Raw genomic sequence first — 19381 nt, 5'->3', positions numbered from 1 at the left:
GGGTTGAGTTTGTACCCGACAATGAAAATTCTCATCCCCAACAACTGATAACTGATCACAGATAAAAAACCATGAGATTAGAAGATGCCGTACCAAAAGCCGGCTCCCGCAAGCGTCGTCGTCGCCTGGGTCGAGGAATTTCTGCCGGCCAAGGGGCAAGCTGTGGTAAAGGGATGCGCGGTCAAAAAGCTCGCTCCGGGAGAAGTACCCGACCGGGATTTGAAGGAGGTCAAAATCCTCTCTACAGACGTTTGCCCAAATTAAAGGGCTTTCCTCTGGTGAATCGGAAACAGTACACTACCATTAATGTAGGAAAGTTGGCATCGTGCAGTGCCAATACAGAAGTTACCCTTGATTCTTTACAAAAAGCGGGAATTTTAACCAGTAATAATGGCCCGTTAAAAGTGTTAGGAGATGGGGAACTCAATGTGCCGCTGCAAGTCAAAGCCGCAGCTTTTACCCAAACTGCTCGCTCAAAAATTGAAGCCGCAGGGGGAAGTTGTCAGACGATTGATGCCAAAAATAAAACAAGTGGAAAAACTCAGGAAACTCAGACTGAGCAAGACTGAGCGATCCCGGTTCAACTTGGTTTGAAAGAGGTAGTCCTTAATGGTTGTTAGTCGAGATAAAGCACCAACTGCACAAGAGACGTTTTTGCAGATGGCTCAAGCCGCAGGGTTACGAGGTCGTATCCTAGTCACCATTGGCTTGTTAATTTTAGTTCGTTTGGGGGTATTTTTACCCATTCCCGGAATTGATCGCGCTGCCTTTAGTGCCAATATTCAAAATAGCCCCGTGATTGGCTTTTTGGATTTGTTTGTGGGTGGGGGCCTTTCAGCTCTGGGAATTTTTGCCTTGGGAATTTTACCCTTTATTAATGCTTCGATCATCATGCAGTTGATGACGGCTGCATTACCGACTTTAGAAGACTTACAGAAAAATGAAGGGGAAGCGGGACGCCGTAAGATTTCTCAGATTACCCGTTATGTTGCCTTCGGATGGTCTGTTCTGCAAAGTATTGGTCTGGCTTTGTGGGTGAGTCCTTTTGCTGAAAGTCCAGGGCCTTTGTTTATGGCGGAGGTGGTCTTGGCGTTATCAGCCGGGGCAATGTTTGTCATGTGGGTGTCGGAACTGATTACCGAGCGCGGAATTGGGAACGGGGCTTCATTGCTGATTTTTGTCAATATTGTGGCGGTTCTGCCTCGCTCTTTGGGAAATACAATTGAGTTGGCTCAAAGTGGTGATCGCGCCATTGTCGGTCGGGTGATTATCCTGTTGCTGATTTTCTTGGCGATGATCGTCGGGATTGTGTTTGTTCAAGAAGGAACGAGGCGAATTCCGATTGTTTCGGCTCGTCGTCAGGTCGGTCGGAAACTTTATCGGGAAAAAACCAGTTATTTGCCGTTGCGACTGAATCAGGGTGGGGTGATGCCGATCATTTTTGCTTCGGCTGTTTTGATTTTACCTGCATCCCTCTCGCAATTTACCAACAATCCGATTTTAGTTCAAATTGCGACAGCTCTAAGTCCGAGTGGACCGACTCCTTGGTTGTATGCCGCTTTCTATTTGGTGCTGATCTTGTTCTTTAGTTATTTCTATGCGTCGCTGATTTTGCAACCTGTGGATATGGCGCAGAACTTGAAAAAAATGGGGGCGTCTATTCCGGGAATTCGTCCAGGTCGAGCGACCAGTGAATATATTGAGCGGGTTTTAAATCGATTGACCTTTTTGGGGGCGATCTTTTTAGGGTTTGTGGCGATTATTCCCACTGTCGTTGAAACCGCGACTCGGGTTCCCACTTTTCGCGGATTTGGTGCCACTTCTCTCCTGATTTTGGTGGGTGTAGCCATTGACACGGCGAAACAGGTGCAAACTTATGTAATTTCTCAACGCTATGAAGGAATGGTGAAGCGATAGTGGTTCAAGTTATTTTTTTAGGCCCTCCAGGTTCAGGTAAAGGAACGCAGTCAGCACGATTGTCTGAGTTGTTAGCGGTTCCTCATATCTCAACGGGTGATATCTTGAGAACTCATGTCGCTCAACAGACTGATTTAGGTCAAAAAGCGCGCAGGTTTATGGATCAAGGAGATTTGGTTCCCGATCAGTTGATTCTCAATATGGTGCAGGAGCGTCTTGATCAGTCGGATGCTCAAAAGGGTTGGATTCTTGATGGTTTTCCTCGGAATGTGACTCAAGCAACTTTTGTTGAAAGTCTGGTGCAGCGACAGAAGGCTGAACAGGGTTCCGAAAATGCTGATGCCAACGGTTTGAGTACGATCAATTTGGAAGTCCCGGATGAGGTTTTGATTGAGCGCTTACTAGCTCGGGGTCGGGCTGATGATAGTGAAGAAACCATTCGTCATCGCTTGCAAGTGTATCACGAACAAACGGAACCGTTGATTCAGTTCTATAGCGATCGCAATCAGTTGAGTGTTGTCAATGGGAATCTTCCGCTTGATCAGGTGACAGATGCCTTGAAAAAGGCAATTGTTGCTTAATGGTTTTGTGTTCTCTTGAATGGGTGGGAGAGCAACAGCTTTAAGTCTGACCAAATCCTGATTTCTGCATTGACAAGATACTTCGTTCTTCAGGCTAGACTCTAACTAGCAGGCGGTCTCCCCTTAACATGAGTTCCTCCGTTTATTTGAAGATTTTGATAAAATATGTTAAGAATTGCATCTTGAGCGCAAATCAGCCAAGGGTTAGAGCTAGTCTGTCTGGAACGGCAAAGATAGGTTCAAGGAGCAGTTCGGTTGAATTGAGGAAAAAACAGCTTGTCTAAGCAAGATTTGATTGAAATGGAAGGAACGGTTACAGAGTCTCTTCCAAATGCTATGTTTCGTGTGGATCTTGATAATGGGTTCAATGTTTTAGCTCATATTTCCGGCAAGATCCGCCGCAACTACATCAAGATTTTACCGGGAGACCGAGTTAAGGTGGAATTAACTCCTTACGATCTGACTAAAGGTAGAATTACATATCGCCTGAAGAAGAAGTAGGTTGAGGTTGATCCACTGCCTTTTTGATGATCAAAAGGGATTAATATTGGATCAACTTTCTCAATCAATGATATAATAATAAATTTGTTGTAGTATTGCCAGAACCGGCATGAAAGTAAGAGCATCAGTCCGAAAAATTTGCGAAAAATGTCGCGTCATCCGTCGTCGTGGCAGGGTGATGGTGATCTGTTCCAATCCGAAGCACAAACAGCGACAAGGATAGTTAGCAACCGACTCCAAGAACTCTAAATTAGTTTTTGGATAACAGCGAATCTAGACTCAAGTCCGACAAACTCAGATGTGTTAAGACTCTACTCTTTCAAACCCCGTTGAGGTCATATTTTAGCTCAACCGCAATTGCCACTCAGGAAAGCAACCGAGACTAACCTAAAACTCGCGTATTCGTTAGAGTAGAAGGTTGGAGCAAAACCTGCCTTCACCTCAAAATGTTTAGGCGTGTGCGTTGGGTGGGGGTACGAAGTCAAAACTTAATGCAGTCATTTTACTGCATTCGTCGATAGAGTAACTTTACAGAATATATTTCAGGGAGAAATAAGCGTGGCACGTATAGCCGGAGTAGACCTTCCACGAGATAAACGTGTTGAAATTGGTCTGACTTACATTTACGGAATTGGACTCTCACGGTCCAAAGAAATTTTGAAAGAAACGGGTGTCAATCCGGATACCCGAGTCAAAGATCTCAGCGATGCGGAAGTTGCAGCCTTACGATCTCTGGTTCAAAGTCAATATCAAGTTGAAGGAGATCTCAGACGCTGGGAAGCAATGAACATCAAGCGTCTGATGGATATTGGGACTTATCGGGGTCGGCGTCATCGTATGGGACTACCTGTACGGGGTCAACGGACTCGAACCAATGCGCGAACTCGTCGGGGTGCGCGGCGTACCGTTGCCGGTCGGAAAAAGGCAAGTGCGAAGAAATAAGGTTAAACAAACCATTGCCCCATCGTGTGCTGACCTAGCAAATCGGTGGGTAATCAAAACAAATGAGATCGCGTTAGAGATGTAACTATGGCAAAACCATCAAAAAAGTCAGGAACCAAAAAGCAAAAGCGCAACGTACCCAATGGGATGGCCTACATTCAATCCACGTTCAATAATACGATTGTGACGATTACTGATCCCAACGGTGAAGTCATTTCCTGGGCATCAGCGGGATCAACTGGCTTTAAAGGGGCAAAAAAAGGAACTCCCTTTGCCGCTCAAACTGCCGCAGAAAGTGCCGGACGGCGAGCCAATGATCAAGGAATGCGACAAATCGAAGTCATGGTTAGTGGCCCGGGTGCCGGTCGAGAAACAGCGATTCGAGCTTTGCAAGGAGCGGGACTAGAAATCACCCTGATTCGAGATATTACACCCATTCCTCACAATGGTTGCCGTCCTCCAAAACGGCGTCGTGTCTAATCAGGAACTCACAGTGCTGGGATGCAAATGGAAAATGGAAAATGTCAGTCCGGCAGTTTTTCATTTTTCGCTTTTAATCAAATACACTTCGGGGTTCAAAGGAGAAGGGAGGTCAATCGGTGGCGCAATTTAAGATTGAGTGTATTGAGTCAAACACTGATACAGACCGGAGTCAATACGGTAAATTTGTCCTGGAACCGCTAGATCGCGGGCAGGGAACAACAGTTGGCAACGCCCTCAGACGGGTACTGTTGTCAAACCTAGAAGGAACGGCAGTGACAGCCGTTCGGATTGCCGGAGTTAATCATGAGTTTGCCACAATTCCAGGGGTAAGAGAAGATGTATTAGAAATTCTGCTGAACTTGAAAGAAATTGTTCTCAATAGCTATTCTAACCAAAGGCAAATTGGTCGTTTATTGGTTCAAGGTCCGGCTACTGTAACAGCGGGACACTTTGATCTACCTTCAGAGGTAGAAGTCGTAGACAAAAATCAATATATCGCGACCTTATCTCCAGGATCAACCTTGGAGATGGAATTTCAGGTCGAAAAGGGAACAGGGTATCGGGCGATTGATCGCAATCGAGATGAAGCTACAGCAGTCGATTTTTTACAAATTGATGCTGTGTTTATGCCGGTTCGTAAAGTCAATTACACCGTTGAAGATGCAAGGGTAGGGGGTTCACTCGAAAAAGATCGGCTGATTCTAGAGATCTCGACGAATGGGAGTTTGACTCCCCAAGAGGCGTTAAGTCAAGCGGCCACAATCTTAGTCGATCTATTTGTTCCGCTCAAAGATATCACGCTTGAATCTATTAAAACGGATCAGACCGATGATGTCGATCCCACCAGTCAAATCCCGATCGAAGAACTCCAACTTTCGGTGCGAGCCTATAACTGTCTCAAACGCGCTCAAATTAACTCAGTGGCAGACTTACGGGATTATACCCAAGAAGATCTTTTGGAAATCAAAAACTTTGGTCAAAAGTCCGCCGAAGAGGTGATTGAAGCCCTACAAAAACGCCTGGGAATTACCTTACCTCAGGAAAGAGCCGGTAAACCCTAGTCCGGGGATGGAGGAAAAACAATCGCAGGGGAAGATCAGTGGCTCGCTCCCCCGCGAAGATCACTCAAGAAGGACAAGCCGCACATTCAGCCTAGAAATCTAGACGGCTCACCCTGTTTCTAAGACTGACAAACTGCTAGTAATCACGTTGTTAATCGGAAATTGTTATGCGTCATCGTTGTCGTGTTGCCAGACTAGGTAAACCCGCAGACCAGCGTAAGGCCCTCTTGCGATCGCTGGCCACCGAATTAATTCGTCATGGTCGAATTACAACCACTAAAACTCGAGCTAAAGCTGTAAGAGCGGCAGCCGAAAAAATGATTACCTTGGCTAAAGATGGCTCTTTGTCTGCCAGACGGGCGGCAATGGGTTATCTCTATGATAAACAGCTTGTCCATGCGCTGTTTGAAGCGGCCGGAGAGCGTTATGGAACGCGCAATGGTGGATATACTCGGGTGGTGCGTACCGTGCGCCGTCGAGGTGATAATGCAGAAATGGCAATCATTGAATTAGTTTAACCTGGAAATTTCCAGAAAAAAGTGGCGATCGCAAACCCGAAACACCCAATCGTCAATGACCCGTGACGTGAACAGCATGAATCGGACGAGATCAACAGGAGTCAAAGAGAGCGATGACCCGCAGCCGATGGATCGAAAGCGGATTGCTCTGGTTATTCAATATCAGGGAACTCGCTTTAACGGTTGGCAACGACAACCCAATGGACGAACAGTCCAAGAAGAAATAGAAACAGCAATTGCCAATGTTGTGGATTATCCTGTGACCTTACATGGGGCGGGTCGTACCGATGCAGGGGTTCATGCCGCCGCTCAAGTCGCTCACTTTGAAGTAACGGGGCCGATTCCTGGCTATCGCTGGGCAACCATTCTCAATCATCGCTTGCCCCATGATATTCTGGTTCGCGCCTCCGCTCAAGTCGATCCGAGTTGGCACGCTCGCTTCTCCGCCGTGTGGAGACGTTATCGCTATCTGTTGTACACAGACTCACGTCCTAACTTGTTTGTGCGTCCCTGGAGTTGGCATTATTATCATGCCCCTTTGGATGAAACGCTCATGCAAGCGGCTTTAACCCCCTTACTGGGACGTCATCATCTCAGCGCCTTTCAACGGGCCGGTACCCGTCGTCCTCATGCTTGGGTTGATGTGCAGGATGTTTCCTGTCAACGACAAGGGCCGTTTATTCAAATCGAAGTGCAGGCGAGTGGATTTTTATACGGGATGATGCGACTACTGTTGGGGTTATTAGTCGAAGTGGGGACTCAAGCGCGATCGCTGGAAAACTTCACTGATATTTGGGTTGACGAACGCCGAGATCTCGTCAAATATTCGGCTCCCGCGCGTGGTCTTTGTTTACTGCGAGTTGGCTATCAAGACTTTCCCTTTGATCATGAAGTTTGGTTTGATACCTATCCTGAGTTTGTGATGAACCGAACACAGACTTCTTTCTCGGTAACACATTCTTCGTGATCGCGATCGCCCAATTATTGATCGCATTGCCCATGATTATGGCTCTATTATCAAGAATTGATAGAGCAAATGACCGTCTCTCTCACAGAATCAAGGATAGTGAAAAATGACAACAAAAACTTACCTTCCCACTCAAGATTCTCTCGAGCAAAAATGGTATGTCGTCGATGCCGCCGATCAACGGTTGGGTCGTCTGGCGTGTGAAATTGCTAGTATTATTCGGGGCAAAAGAAAGCCGATTTTTACGCCTCACATGGATACCGGAGATTTTGTCATTGTTATTAATGCTGAAAAAGTGCAAGTGACCGGCAAAAAAGCTTCCCAAAAACTGTATCGAAATCACTCCGGTAGACCGGGGGGAATGAGAACAGAAAACTTTGCTCATTTGCAAAATCGTATTCCCGAACGGATTATTGAACAAGCGGTGAAGGGAATGCTACCCAAAAATGCCCTGGGACGACAACTGTTTAAAAAACTCAAAGTCTATGCAGGCCCCGATCATCCGCACATGGCTCAACAGCCTGAAATGATGACCATTAACACACTTCCTAAAGGAGACAACTAATGCAAGCAACTGATAATGATCGCGCTGTTTATTGGGGAACGGGTCGTCGTAAAGCCTCCATCGCCCGAGTCCGTCTAGTTCCGGGTACGGGAATACTGACGATTAATCATCGAGAAGGCGAATCTTACTTACAATTTAATCCCAGTTATATTTCTTCTGCTAAGGCTCCTCTAGAAACCCTGGGCTTAGAAAATGATTATGACATTCTTGTCAATGTCAAAGGGGGAGGATTAACTGGTCAAGCGGAATCTATTCGTCTTGGGGTAGCCAGAGCGTTGTGCGAACTGAGTCCAGATAATCGCCAACCGTTGAAAATTGAGGGCTATTTAACTCGTGACCCCCGTGCGAAAGAACGGAAAAAATATGGGTTACGCAAAGCTCGTAAAGCTCCTCAATTCTCGAAACGATAAACTAACACCCTACATGATCGCTGACAAATTCCCAAGATGGAAAAACAGGGACTTCTAAGAAGTCTCTGAGTTGGATCTCAATTCCTGCTCCAAAAAGTCACGCTTTCAAGGGTAAATTATCGTTAAAATAGAGATCAAAGCAATCTTCATTTTTTTTATTTTGAACTATGCCTAAATCTGATATTCATCCCGAATGGTATCCAGAAGCTGAAGTCTTTTGCAACGGTGAATTAGTCATGACTGTTGGTTCGACTCAGCCGAAAATTTATGTTGATGTGTGGTCGGGAAATCATCCCTATTACACCGGAACTCAGAAGATTATTGATACAGAAGGTCGGGTAGAGCGCTTCTTGCGGAAGTATGGCATGGTGAGTGAAGCTCAACCTGAAGCTGAAAAAAGCGATAGCGATCAGCAAGAAAAATAGCTCCGTTGTCGTTTGTCTGTCGTCTGGGGTCTGTAGCGTTCTCTACTGACAACTGACTCTCAAAATACTTTCGTCTGTGATCGGTGAGGGTAGAACTTGAAACTCTATCAATTGGGCGGGTGGTCAGTGGAGTTAACCGAGGCTAAAATTGCGCCTTTTCATTCTCTGACTTCCCCATACCCCACAGCTCATCGACTATTCTGACAACTGACAACTGACAACTGACAAAGGACAACGAGACAATGGCTGAGACTTATTTAATCGAAAAATTAAGGTCTTTCGAGCAGACGTTTAATGAACTGACTCTGCGCCTTGCTGATCCAGATGTGTCTAATAACCCGACGGAGTTACAGCGGATCGCAAAAGAACGGTCTTCAATTGAGGAAGTCGTCAATACTTATCAACTCTGGAAAACCGCCCAGGAGGAACTGACTGGAGCGCGACAAGTCCAGAAAGAAGCCGGAGAAGATCCGGAAATGAAAGAGATGGCGACTTTGGAAGTTGAGGAACTACAAAACCAGCTCGAACAGTTGGAAATCAACTTGAAAGTTCTCTTGTTACCGAGTGATCCCAATGATGATAAAAATATCATGTTAGAGATCCGAGCCGGAACGGGCGGGGATGAAGCGAGTATCTGGGCGGGTGACTTGGTGCGAATGTATTCTCGCTATGCTGAAGGCCAAAACTGGCAGGTGAAAATGGTGAGTGAGTCGTCTGCGGATATGGGCGGTTTTAAAGAAGCCATTTTGGAAATTAAGGGCGATCAAGTCTATAGCAAGCTGAAATTTGAAGCCGGAGTTCATCGGGTTCAACGGGTGCCTCTGACCGAAGCCGGAGGCCGAGTTCATACCTCAACGGCAACGGTGGCGGTGATGCCAGAAGTCGATGAAGTGGATGTGGAAATTGATCCCAAAGATATAGAAATGAGTACCGCTCGTTCCGGGGGGGCTGGAGGGCAAAATGTCAACAAGGTGGAAACGGCGGTTGATCTAATTCACAAACCGACGGGAATTCGGATTTTTTGTACTGAAGAACGCAGTCAGCTTCAAAACCGGGAACGGGCGATGCAGATTTTGCGAGCGAAACTCTATGAGATGAAACTGCGTGAACAACAAGAAGCGGTGACTTCTATGCGGCGATCTCAGGTGGGGACAGGCGCTCGTTCGGAGAAAATTCGCACTTACAACTATAAAGATAACCGCGTCACAGATCATCGTTTGGGCCAGAACTTCTCTCTAACTCCCGTTTTGGAGGGGGGGATGGATGATGTGGTTGATGCTTGTGTCTTTACGGATCAGCAAGAACGACTATTGGAACTGGCGAATGCTTCGACTCCGGCTTCGGTGTAATCTGATTACAGCAGGCTGTGAAATTTGATTGTTTTTCCCAAATGTGATGCTTATAGGGAGAATTTTTGTGGGGGTGTCCATCGGGTCGCCCTCTAACTTATTTTAAAGTCGGGACAGATTAATTTTTGTTGACTTTTAAATCATTTTTTAGAATAAATCCGCTACAATAGAGAGAGTTCTAAAAAAAGCATAGCTCGAAAAAATTAGTAATAAGAGTATGGCGGTGACAGTGATGAATGAGCAAGACTGTTTGACCGTTTACGATCAATTGGTCGAAATTTTAAATCAACTTCAATTTGCTTGGGTTAGTCAACAAGTTTTTGAGGTGATTAGTGCGGGTAAAACCGTGGAAGAAATGGTATCAGGGCGCAAATCTCCTGATTTAAAATTAACTTATTATACGCCGCAAGAACAACTTTTGCTGTTAATTCATGCGATTAAAAAAGCGGTGGTTCATGCGGTTGATTTAGAGTTGGAAATTGCTCGTCATTTAAGCGAAGAAGTGATGACTTCTGATCTACAACCGGAGATTCAGTTTACGTCTTCGTTTGAAAAGAAAACTCAAGATCTTAAATTTCCAGTTGAATTAGCAACTCATCGTCAAAAAGAAGCTGAAACGTTATTAAAACTGCTGTTAAAGTTAGAGAAAGAGGTGCAAAAAGATGTCAATTAATACTCGGTTAATTCAAGATATTAGCCAACAGTTAAAACAAACCCTTCATCCGGAAATTCAGACAGAGACAGAGCTTTCTGAATTGTATAATTTTTATGTTTTTTGTATTATTATTAAGGCGGCTCGAAATGAAGGCGCGTTAGTTTATTATAAAGATGTTCTCAAACGTAACCCAGAACAGTTAGTGTTTCGCAGACGAGCCGGACAAATTTATGATCCGTCTAAACCCTACACTCATGCGGTCATAGAATTTCAGGATAAACCGCCCTTAGAAATTCACATGGGGGTTAAAATTCATGGTCGCTTGAGAGTTTTGTATGATTGTGATCTGTGTGTATTGTATAAAATGGAGGCGGATAGCTGTCGAGCCAACCAACGACAACCGCGTGCTTCTCGAATTTTAATGGCGGTTGATTGTCAATATTATACGTCTCAACTTAAGTTTGAATTGGCTCAGGCTTTTATTGCGTTTTCGTCTGAGTTGAGAGTTGCTGGGAACTGTTACTTCGTGTCTAATAGTGCATCGGATTCTGCGGCTAAACTGTTAGCGAGTCGCAAGCGCAAATGGGAATATGATATCTTTCCGAGAGCGACAAATAACGTTAATCGATTGATGTATGAATTTCAAACCAGCTTTAAGGATTTTAAAGCTAGAAATTAGGGGTTGAATTACGTTTTTAAACCTTGTATGAGTTACTTCTAGATGCTTTCTGTTTTAACGCCAATAGGGTTTTCCCTTCCAGAACACTCCAATCAAAATTCCCATGAGGGCTAAACGAGATAAATTGACTAAAAAGCTCGGGAGGGGAAGCAGAGATTTAATCAAAAGTCCTAAAAGTAAACACCCAATCAGCATCCAGAGTGTTGATGAATTTAATAAGAATCGTTGTTGCCAGATTTCAAACCAGTAGACGGCTAATGCTCCCATACCGATTGCGATCGCAATTTGGGTGATGATTCCCAAGGGAGGGGAAAACAACATTTTTAGGACGTTACTCACTGCTAAAGAGTGAACCGCCCCCCAAAAGAGCAAGATTTCTAAAGCCGCAATGATCAGATTACTGAGAGTCGCACTTTGTAGTAGCGATCGCCAGGGAAAGTTTTTTAGACGTTGCATCCAATGATTCATAGGATATGATATTACAATTTTTAAAGAGAGACTTGGGCTTGTTTAGGAAGGGTGTCAATTCCTCCGAACAGTCTTCAAGTCGAAAGCTGGTTAAAGTTGAGAGGAGACGACTGTGGAAGCCAACAATATCAACAATATCAATTGTGCAGAAGCCTGCGTTAATGGCTGCGTTCTAGGGGACAAATGTCCAAATCGGGAGTACGCAAATAGCACAGAAGACTTCATTAACAGCATGTCCTTAGATCAAATGCTGAATATGGCTGACGAAGCCATTCGCAAAAAACGCACGGAACCCCCGCAGTGGGTCATTCCTGATTTTCCCGAATAGTCTGAGACGATCAAACGAGTGCCGCATAACGCTGAGATCTATCAGGTTTAGATCTAGTTTAACTGCATTGTTATAGATGCTGACAGGGGAATGGAAAAGTCGTCAATCCATTTCCCCTGTTTTATTTGAATGATTTTAGATGCTATTGTTTGACTCGGCTAATACATAAAAGATTTGAGACTCTGCTAAACCGGGTGGGATTTGAAAATCTTCGCCTGTATTTGCCAGATCAACTCGACGCCAAAAATTACCTTGTTGATCTTGACGAACTTCTCCGTTATTCCACTCGTTAAATGCTTCTTTATTGAAGCGACCATTGAGATTTAACCATTGACGATTGACCATCCAAGGGCCTTCACAATAGGATTCTAAAGGACGTATTTGTTGAGGAGATTCATTATCATTAGAATACCAGGTTTTTTGTAATGGTTCTTGAATGGGTAGGCGATCGCAGAGTTGATGATACAGTATATAAAGACGATTGAGTTCGGCTTGAGTTTGTTTTTGGGCTTCAAGAATGGTATTCAATTGTTGGGTTTGAATTGCGATGATCGAGTTTTCAATTAACTCTAAGTCGGGAGATTTTTCTGAGGGGGATTGATGCTCGTCTGTTGAGTTTGAGTGTTTGAGTGCAAGTTGCAATAATTCTATAATTGTTTCAGAGAGTTGAGGTCGTTTAGTTCGGGGATGAAGTTTAGCTCCCTTTGCTGTTGCAATCGCTTCTATTTGTTGATAAACTTCTTTGGGAACTCGAATCTGATACCGCACGAACTCATCTTGATTTTTAGACATCTAACTCTCTTTTCCCTCAACCCATTTGCACTTTAATTTTATCAAAAACTCTTGAATATTTCGCAAGTTGAGTTAAGTTTTAGTCGATTTTCGTCTACCCCAAGGTTTGAGAACTGAAATGGCAATGATCATTAATAGACAAATCGTTTGTACAATTCCCCCGATAATTGTGGCTTGATCATTAAACATATAAAGGGGATTTTGTAAAGCTTGCAATCGCAATTCTGCGGAAATTGAAGTGATTGCATTTGTCCACCGGATCAAGCCAAAACGTGCCAAAAACAATCAGAGAAATTGTTGCGATCCATTTTGTGATCACCCAATAGTATTTTACAAATCCCCAATTCGTCAAAGCTGACAATAATGCCCCAGTGACTAAAGAAGCAGTTGCAGCCGGAATAATCACCACTTCATCAAGCAATTGCATCACGGAATTGATCGCATAAAGTTGAGCGCCATTGGTTGTTTTGAGATTGTACAAGGCAATAATCACCATACACAATCGGGTTCCCAACCAAATTCCGGCGGTGGCAACATGAGCAGAAACGAGCCAATTTTTGGGTTTGACACTGAGTTTTGGAATTTTAAACTTTTGCGGTTTTTGTTCTGTATTTTGGGAGGTAGATTGACTCATGATCTACTTAAGTTGAACTTGACACATAATGAACAAGCTGCCCAATTCGTTGACGTAAAGTTTCCAAACCTAAAGCATTAGATGCCGAAATAAATGCAGCTTGAGGATATTCTTCTTGGGCAAATCTTAACGTTTCTCCATCCACCTGATCAATTTTATTAAACGCTAATAAAGCAGGCCCCGGAGTAATCGGCATTGACATCAAAATTTTCATTACTGACTCAATTTGACTTTGCCAAGCCGGATGAGATAAATCAACGACATGAACGAGCGCATCAGCATCACTGACTTCTTCTAAAGTGGCTCGAAACGCATCAATTAATGCCGGGGGTAATTCATGGATAAATCCTACCGTATCGGTTAAAACAGCCGCTTGAGGTTCGTTGGTAATGGCATCAGGAATGGTGAGACGGCGACTGGTGGGATCAAGGGTGGCAAACAGTTGATCGGCCGCATATATTTCCGAACTCGTGAGAACATTGAGTAAGGTAGACTTTCCGGCGTTGGTATACCCGACAATGGCAATGGTCGGAACTGCTTGCTGGCGACGTTGACGCAGACGAGAACGATGGGCTTGCAGTTGATTGACTTCTTTTTGCAAGCGGGCGATGCGTCGTTGAATGGCTCGTCGTTCAGTTTCTAGTTTGGTTTCACCTGGGCCTCTCGTTCCGATACCACCCCCGAGTCGAGACATGGCTTGACCTCGCCCGGTTAAACGGGGCAAATTGTATTCAAGTTGTGCCAGTTCGACTTGCAATTTTCCGGCGCGAGACTGGGCGCGTTGGGCGAAAATATCGAGGATCACTTCGGTGCGATCAACGACTCGAATCCCAATTCGGGTTTCTAAGTTGCGAACTTGGGCCGGAGATAAATCCCGATCAAAGACAATCAGACTCGCGCCAACAGTTTGGGCGGTGAGGGCAATTTCTTGTACTTTTCCATCGCCGACAACGGTTTGGGGGTGAGGGCGCGATCGCTTTTGACGGACGGTTTCTAACACGCGACCCCCGGCGGTATCGACCAATCGAACCAGTTCCGCTAATCCGTCTTCAAAGCGCTGAGGATTAATATCTTCAGTTTTCATACCCACTAACAACACATTATCGCCATCGGACTCGACGGTTTGGGCGATAAACTCCCGTTGCAGTTCGGCTTCGAGGCTATCCACCAAGTCGAGAAAATCCTGGGCGGAGAGCATATCCAAGCTTTGGGGTGGAGATAAATAGTAGGGAATGGGTGCTAAAGGCGTGGTGAGATTGCCGTTGTTTTCTTCTGCGGTGGGTGGCACTAAATGAGCGAGATAGGTTTCTTTGATATATCCTGTTCCTCCCCCGCCTCGACGTTGAAACCCGCTTCCGGTTAAGGTGAGGACGACTAAGGCATCCAATCGTTGAATTGCCATTGCGGTTAACGCCGATTCGTTGGGGGGATCTGATTTGACTTGAGTTGCAATGCAGCGAATCCCACTCAAACGCCCTTCTCCATAACGGGGCAATTCTAGGGGGGGAATTTGAGTTTGACGGGGTGTTCCCACTCCTACCCGAATGACTTGTCCCCGACGGTTGAGGTAAGCACAAACGGGCTGACCGATTTCGGTACTGCTAGCGGCTAGACGTTGAGCAAACTCCGGTGTGGTAATGCGATCGCCCGGTATCCGTTGATGGTAGAGGCGTTGCAATCCCTTGAGTTGACTTGCTTTTAGCCCTTGCAGATTTCCATAGATTGTCTCGATAGGCCCTCCTGACCAGTTTTGGCGATTATTCAAAAACTTTAAGTGATTATATTAACATTTTCTCTTAACCCGGGGGGGGAGACTGCATTCGCTTTTACCGCTCCTCGACTGTTCTCGGCTTCCGTAGAGTCCGATTTTATATGCCCCTCTCCCGTATTTACACAGCCAATTTTTGATGATATTTTATAAGGTTATTTTTCAGTCAATTTGGTTAATTAACTTTATTTTATTTTAAGATAAAAATCCCTTGGGGGAGGATTGTGATTCACAAAAACAATCTATACAGTGTTCGTAACCTTGTAAAAATCAAGTGAACACTACCATTTTGTGGAGAAAAAATGAGCTTCATCAAACTATTTCTATCCCTGGCAGTTTTACCCCTTATTTTGACTCAACCCGCATTGGCTCATGTTGTTTGGTTTGATTATGAGGACGGAAAATATGAGCTATTATTTGGTCATCCCGAAGCCGATGAGACTGAACCTTTTGATGTCAGCAAATTTCGCGAAGCTACCGCCTATGATTTAAGCAAAAATCTGGTTCCGGGTGTCACGGAATTGCAAGAGGATAATCTATTTTTTGTTCCAGAAAGTGAGATTGCAGCTTTAACTGCTTTCTACGATAATGGCTTCTATCGTAGCAATCCTGACGGAACTTCTGATAATTTGTCTCCAGAAGAAGCCGAAGCGATTGACTATGATAATGTCACCAATTTTGTCAAGTATACCAAGGGAATTTATGGTTGGTCTGACGAGATTTCTATGCCTTTTGGTCTTCCTTTAGAAATCATGCCTTTACAAAATCCCTTAGAGGTTAAAGCCGGAGAAAATCTAGCAATTCAAGTGTTGTTTAATGGTAGCCTGATTGATAATGCTACGGTGGAATATCTCGGACAAGAGTTGAGTGTAGATGAAAATGGCGTGCTTTTGGTTCCTGTAGAAGCAGGAGGATTAGAAGTAATTGAAGCCAGTTATAATCCGAATGGAAATTTAGATCTTCCCTACGCCATTTCCTATGCAACCACATTATCGGCAGAATTGACATCTCCTTCGGCTTCTGTTCCCGAACCTTCTTTTTTATTGGGATTAGGTTTGATTGGAGGTCTAACGTTGTTAGGTCAGGGAAAGGAAAAGCATAAATCCAACATCAAGAAATAACCCGATAAATTTTCTTAAAAAACCTCAACCGTTAAAGCTGAAACTCGGCTGATTTTCGGTTGAGGTACAACTATAGACAACAAAGCTTTAGTTTTTTGCACGATCTTGATCTCATCTAAGTTGGAATTAAATTTCGCTACTATAAGTCAGCAAGCTTCTAATTTTTTGAGATAATAAAAAACGCTTTTGTACTGTTATTTTTTCAGAGTCTTCTGTTTGAGATGTATTCAGATTTTCACTTAAGGCTTGGTAAATAGTAGGATTAACATCACAAAAATCAATAATCGCATCGGCTAAAAATTCAGTTTGATCGTCTTCGGGGATATATTCAACTCGATCTACTGCAATTTCTAATTGGGTTAAATCTTGCTGTATTTCTTGGGTAAACAGTTCAGGTTGATTATTCAGGACTTGAAAAAAGGAAGCGGTAATTTGTTCGGGTTTCATCAGTTCAACTTTTACAAATCTAGTTTAGATTAATTATAGATCAAAGCTCAAGGATTTGTAAACTCAAAAAAACCCGATTTCTTCAACAAATCGGGTGTGTAAATCTTCTTAAATTTTGTTAATCTTTATTTATTTTTTTGTTGGTTTTTAGCCTGTTCTAAAGCGAGTTCTTTCATGGCTTGGAATGAACTGGCGTTTGAGGTTCCTTCAATCGCTTTCACCGCCAAATCTTGAACTTGCTTGAGGGCTGCATCGACTTGTTTGGATAGGCTTTGAATCCGGTTTTCTTGATTTTGAATGGTTTCGGATAGGGATTTAATACGCAGTTCAAAAAATTGTTTTTGTCCTTCAACTTCTTTCGCCAACAAATCGGCTTTAATTTTGGCTTGATAGTTGCCAATATTTCGCCCAGATTCTTTACCTCGTTTAATATTTTCTTCTAACTTCTGCGAGAATTCCTCAACTTTAGCTTTCACTTCGGCGTATTCTTTTTCTTTTTCCGTTAGGGCTTGTTCTCGTTCTTCCCATTGTTTTTCTCGTTCTTGTTGTAATTCCTCTAACTGTTTGTACAATGTGGCTTGAGTCTGTTCATATTCTTCGTGATCTAAATCTCGCTGAAGCTGTAAGTTATATTGATAGGATTCTTGATCTCGTGCTTGACTTTTATTGCGGTTTTCGTTGCGTTCTTGAATACTTTTTTGGTGTTGATTTTGTTCTTTTTGCCAAGCACTTTGTTGTTCTTGAAATTGTTGTTCTAAGGTTTCTTGCTGTTGAGTTAGTTCTTCAGTAAACGTCTTAGAATTTTCTTTGTAGCGTTGAACTAATACATCTAACGTATCATCGCTGACTTCTTCTAAATCGTGTAAGTCTTTCAGTTGTTCTAACTCTAGATTAACATTTTTTTGAAATTCTTGGAGTTGAGTTGCTTCTCGGGTTAACTGTTCTGATAACTCACTCACCGCACCACCAAAACCTACTTGTAACAGCATTAAGTTTTCTAGAACTTGCTGCATTTTAGGTTTTTTAGAAGATGATAAGTTTAAGGTTTTGATCGGTTCAGTTGCAACCGTTTCATTTTTACCATTCCCATTCCCATTTGTAGACTGTTTAACTTCTGATTGCAGAGAAGAATTTTCTTGTTTCAATTCTTTATAAGCTTCTAAAATCTCAGCTTTGGTGTTGCGATCGCTAACTCTTTTAGCCATTTTTTTCTCCTTTTTGTTTGTGGTTTATTTAACTTAATTTGATTGATGTTGCTGTGATTATTTTTGACTCGAAGAACTTGCAAACGCTCGCATTGCTAAGTCTTGTGCTTGCTTAATTGTGGCTTGTAACTGAGCAGATAAGTCTGCAATTTGTTCATTTTGACGTTGAATAGTTTGTTCCAAAGAAGTTACTTGCAGTTCATAACCTTGTTTCGTTGATTCCCATTCTTTCTCGAATAAATCAGCCTTAACTTTTGCTTCTCGGTTCGCATCTTGAATCGCTTCTTCTTTCGCTTTTACATAAGCTTTTTTCAATTCATCTTCAAAGCCTTCAGCTTTCTTTTTATTAGCTTCAAATTCGACTTTATGTTTCTCTAAAATTTCTTCTCTTTCTGACCAGTTTTTCTCTTTTTCTTGTGTTGTATTTGTCAACTCTCGTTCTAACTTCCGGCGAGTTTCTTCATATTCATCTTGTTCGATTTTGCGCGTTTTTTCAAGTTCATAGTTATAATTTTCTTCTTCCTGCTGACGAATATTAACCAGTTCTTCCTGCTGTTGTTGAACTGTAGCTTCAAAATTGGATTGTTCTTGTTCCCAAGCTTTCCGTTTAGCGATTTTATCTTTATCTAACGTTTCTTGACGCTGGGTGGCATTTTGAGTGAGTAAACTCAGTTTTTCCTGATGTTCTTGACTCAACAAATACAACGCATCTGCAACGACACGAATTTTTTGTAACTCTTGAAGCTGTTGAGTTTCAATTTCAATTGATCGCTTCAGTTCCTCTAATTTAGACGATTCTGTTTTAAGCTGTTCGGAAATTTCAACAATGTTGTTTCCAAAACTAAGCTGTAAATCCGCTAAATTTTTAACAATACTATCAACGGTGTAGGCAGATGTTTTGTTGAGAAGTTCTTTTCCTTTCTCTTTTTCAGCTTCTTCCTCTTTGGTTGAAATTTTAGAATCAACTTTTTTACGCTGTTCAAGAATTTGCTGAAATTTACTAATGATTTGAGTTTTGCTATTTTGAATTGTAGATTCCATGATTGATTTGACCTCAAAATGTTAACAGAAAGTGAGTATTGAACGAAGGTTGAATAGAAAGTGTTTATCCTATTTTAAGCTTTTACCCGAGACTGTCGCTTGCGTAATTGTTCGACAATTTCTTGATGATCGGATACAGCCTTTGAGCGTTCTTCCGTATTTTCACGTAAAAGTGACTTCAAAATTTGTTGACAGCGATCACAACGATTTCCTGGCCAACAATAACAGTTATTGACCAAATTTTTTAACATCAATTTGAGTTGTTTATTTTCTTCTAAAACTGCTTCATAGTTTCGTTGAATTGATTTGATAACACTTTGCATATGTTGAAAATCTGCACATAAACTGTCTAAGTCGTGAACCGCATTTTCTCGAATACGATGACTGAGTTCTTGTTGATTGATAACTGGATAATTTGACTCTGTTTGTTGGATTAGCTTCAGAAAGTTTTTCATTTTTTTAATGTTTCTACCTCTGAACAAAAAAACTAAGATTTTGGGAAGGAGGAACACAAAAAGAACTGC

General features: G+C 43.0%; 26 protein-coding genes. 18 read left to right on the top strand and 8 right to left on the bottom strand.

The window, feature by feature from the left end; genetic code table 11:
• The first annotated feature begins 71 nt into the window (after window positions 1-71).
• From rplO to M595_RS32380, 16 genes are all read left to right on the top strand, one after another.
• Window positions 72-569, top strand: coding sequence for a 50S ribosomal protein L15 (rplO, locus tag M595_RS16085; RefSeq protein ID WP_023067360.1), 498 nt, complete (start codon window positions 72-74; stop codon window positions 567-569).
• 40 nt (window positions 570-609) lie between these two features.
• Window positions 610-1917: a preprotein translocase subunit SecY gene (secY, locus tag M595_RS16080; RefSeq protein ID WP_009782731.1), complete on the top strand. Its 1308-nt coding sequence runs from the start codon at window positions 610-612 to the stop codon at window positions 1915-1917.
• Entirely contained in the window at window positions 1917-2498 is a 582-nt protein-coding gene (locus M595_RS16075; protein WP_023067371.1) for an adenylate kinase, read from the top strand. Before secY ends, M595_RS16075 begins: the two co-directional genes overlap by 1 nt.
• A 276-nt stretch (window positions 2499-2774) precedes the next feature.
• A complete protein-coding gene (infA, locus tag M595_RS16070) occupies window positions 2775-2999 on the top strand; it encodes a translation initiation factor IF-1 (RefSeq protein WP_009782729.1) in 225 nt (74 codons plus the stop codon).
• A 109-nt stretch (window positions 3000-3108) separates the two neighbouring features.
• Window positions 3109-3222 (top strand): 50S ribosomal protein L36, encoded by a 114-nt coding sequence (gene rpmJ / locus M595_RS29340; protein ID WP_071782548.1) that lies wholly within the window; start codon window positions 3109-3111, stop codon window positions 3220-3222.
• Between the two features lie 335 nt (window positions 3223-3557).
• Window positions 3558-3941 (top strand): 30S ribosomal protein S13, encoded by a 384-nt coding sequence (gene rpsM, locus M595_RS16065; RefSeq protein ID WP_040484205.1) that lies wholly within the window; start codon window positions 3558-3560, stop codon window positions 3939-3941.
• Window positions 3942-4028: 87 nt separating this feature from the next.
• On the top strand, window positions 4029-4421 hold the full coding sequence (gene rpsK, locus M595_RS16060) for a 30S ribosomal protein S11 (RefSeq protein ID WP_040484204.1): 393 nt from the start codon (window positions 4029-4031) through the stop codon (window positions 4419-4421).
• Between the two features lie 119 nt (window positions 4422-4540).
• A complete protein-coding gene (locus tag M595_RS16055; RefSeq protein ID WP_023067386.1) occupies window positions 4541-5485 on the top strand; it encodes a DNA-directed RNA polymerase subunit alpha in 945 nt (314 codons plus the stop codon).
• Between the two features lie 167 nt (window positions 5486-5652).
• Window positions 5653-6003, top strand: coding sequence for a 50S ribosomal protein L17 (gene rplQ, locus M595_RS16050; protein ID WP_023067338.1), 351 nt, complete (start codon window positions 5653-5655; stop codon window positions 6001-6003).
• 127 nt (window positions 6004-6130) lie between these two features.
• On the top strand, window positions 6131-6970 hold the full coding sequence (truA, locus tag M595_RS16045; protein ID WP_023067399.1) for a tRNA pseudouridine(38-40) synthase TruA: 840 nt from the start codon (window positions 6131-6133) through the stop codon (window positions 6968-6970).
• Between the two features lie 106 nt (window positions 6971-7076).
• A complete protein-coding gene (gene rplM, locus M595_RS16040; RefSeq protein ID WP_023067370.1) occupies window positions 7077-7535 on the top strand; it encodes a 50S ribosomal protein L13 in 459 nt (152 codons plus the stop codon).
• Entirely contained in the window at window positions 7535-7945 is a 411-nt protein-coding gene (gene rpsI, locus M595_RS16035; protein ID WP_023067389.1) for a 30S ribosomal protein S9, read from the top strand. Before rplM ends, rpsI begins: the two co-directional genes overlap by 1 nt.
• Before the next feature lie 167 nt (window positions 7946-8112).
• Window positions 8113-8370: a 50S ribosomal protein L31 gene (gene rpmE / locus M595_RS16030; RefSeq protein WP_023067340.1), complete on the top strand. Its 258-nt coding sequence runs from the start codon at window positions 8113-8115 to the stop codon at window positions 8368-8370.
• 242 nt (window positions 8371-8612) lie between these two features.
• Window positions 8613-9719 (top strand): peptide chain release factor 1, encoded by a 1107-nt coding sequence (gene prfA / locus M595_RS16025; protein WP_023067362.1) that lies wholly within the window; start codon window positions 8613-8615, stop codon window positions 9717-9719.
• A 232-nt stretch (window positions 9720-9951) separates the two neighbouring features.
• On the top strand, window positions 9952-10392 hold the full coding sequence (locus tag M595_RS32385; RefSeq protein WP_238987086.1) for a hypothetical protein: 441 nt from the start codon (window positions 9952-9954) through the stop codon (window positions 10390-10392).
• Window positions 10382-11053 carry a hypothetical protein gene (locus tag M595_RS32380; RefSeq protein ID WP_023067363.1) on the top strand — a complete coding sequence of 224 codons (672 nt, stop codon included), beginning with the start codon at window positions 10382-10384 and terminating at the stop codon, window positions 11051-11053. Before M595_RS32385 ends, M595_RS32380 begins: the two co-directional genes overlap by 11 nt.
• 54 nt (window positions 11054-11107) lie before the next feature.
• Here M595_RS32380 and M595_RS16015 read toward each other — a convergent pair whose 3' ends face one another.
• Window positions 11108-11521 carry a hypothetical protein gene (locus tag M595_RS16015; RefSeq protein ID WP_023067383.1) on the bottom strand — a complete coding sequence of 138 codons (414 nt, stop codon included), beginning with the start codon at window positions 11519-11521 and terminating at the stop codon, window positions 11108-11110.
• Window positions 11522-11633: 112 nt separating this feature from the next.
• Between M595_RS16015 and M595_RS16010 the strand changes: the two genes are divergently transcribed.
• A complete protein-coding gene (locus M595_RS16010) occupies window positions 11634-11849 on the top strand; it encodes a hypothetical protein (RefSeq protein ID WP_203419094.1) in 216 nt (71 codons plus the stop codon).
• Between the two features lie 135 nt (window positions 11850-11984).
• Here M595_RS16010 and M595_RS16005 read toward each other — a convergent pair whose 3' ends face one another.
• The 3 genes from M595_RS16005 to hflX all read right to left on the bottom strand — a co-directional run bounded on the left by M595_RS16005 (window position 11985) and on the right by hflX (window position 15040).
• A complete protein-coding gene (locus M595_RS16005; RefSeq protein WP_023067342.1) occupies window positions 11985-12641 on the bottom strand; it encodes a hypothetical protein in 657 nt (218 codons plus the stop codon).
• 181 nt (window positions 12642-12822) lie between these two features.
• Window positions 12823-13275 carry a hypothetical protein gene (locus tag M595_RS16000; RefSeq protein ID WP_023067404.1) on the bottom strand — a complete coding sequence of 151 codons (453 nt, stop codon included), beginning with the start codon at window positions 13273-13275 and terminating at the stop codon, window positions 12823-12825.
• A gap of 7 nt (window positions 13276-13282) precedes the next feature.
• On the bottom strand, window positions 13283-15040 hold the full coding sequence (hflX, locus tag M595_RS15995) for a GTPase HflX (RefSeq protein ID WP_023067403.1): 1758 nt from the start codon (window positions 15038-15040) through the stop codon (window positions 13283-13285).
• Between the two features lie 305 nt (window positions 15041-15345).
• Here hflX and M595_RS15990 point away from each other — a divergent pair, with 305 nt between their 5' ends.
• Complete coding sequence (locus M595_RS15990; protein ID WP_023067374.1) at window positions 15346-16164, top strand: DUF4198 domain-containing protein; 819 nt, start codon at window positions 15346-15348, stop codon at window positions 16162-16164.
• A 126-nt stretch (window positions 16165-16290) separates the two neighbouring features.
• On the opposite strand, the gene M595_RS15985 is transcribed toward M595_RS15990, so the two are convergent.
• The 4 genes from M595_RS15985 to M595_RS15970 all read right to left on the bottom strand — a co-directional run bounded on the left by M595_RS15985 (window position 16291) and on the right by M595_RS15970 (window position 19312).
• Entirely contained in the window at window positions 16291-16611 is a 321-nt protein-coding gene (locus M595_RS15985; RefSeq protein ID WP_023067395.1) for a hypothetical protein, read from the bottom strand.
• Between the two features lie 125 nt (window positions 16612-16736).
• Window positions 16737-17816 (bottom strand): coiled-coil domain-containing protein, encoded by a 1080-nt coding sequence (locus M595_RS15980; RefSeq protein ID WP_023067392.1) that lies wholly within the window; start codon window positions 17814-17816, stop codon window positions 16737-16739.
• A 57-nt stretch (window positions 17817-17873) separates the two neighbouring features.
• Window positions 17874-18857, bottom strand: a complete 984-nt coding sequence (locus tag M595_RS15975) for a coiled-coil domain-containing protein (RefSeq protein ID WP_023067345.1) — start codon at window positions 18855-18857, stop codon at window positions 17874-17876.
• 74 nt (window positions 18858-18931) lie between these two features.
• On the bottom strand, window positions 18932-19312 hold the full coding sequence (locus tag M595_RS15970) for a hypothetical protein (protein WP_023067339.1): 381 nt from the start codon (window positions 19310-19312) through the stop codon (window positions 18932-18934).
• Window positions 19313-19381 lie beyond the last annotated feature (69 nt).

The sequence above is a fragment of the Lyngbya aestuarii BL J genome (assembly GCF_000478195.2).
Taxonomy (GTDB): Bacteria; Cyanobacteriota; Cyanobacteriia; order Cyanobacteriales; family Microcoleaceae; genus Capilliphycus; species Capilliphycus aestuarii.
The sequence above is the reverse complement of the archived record's forward strand: the minus strand, read 5'-3'. Positions and strand labels throughout refer to the sequence as shown.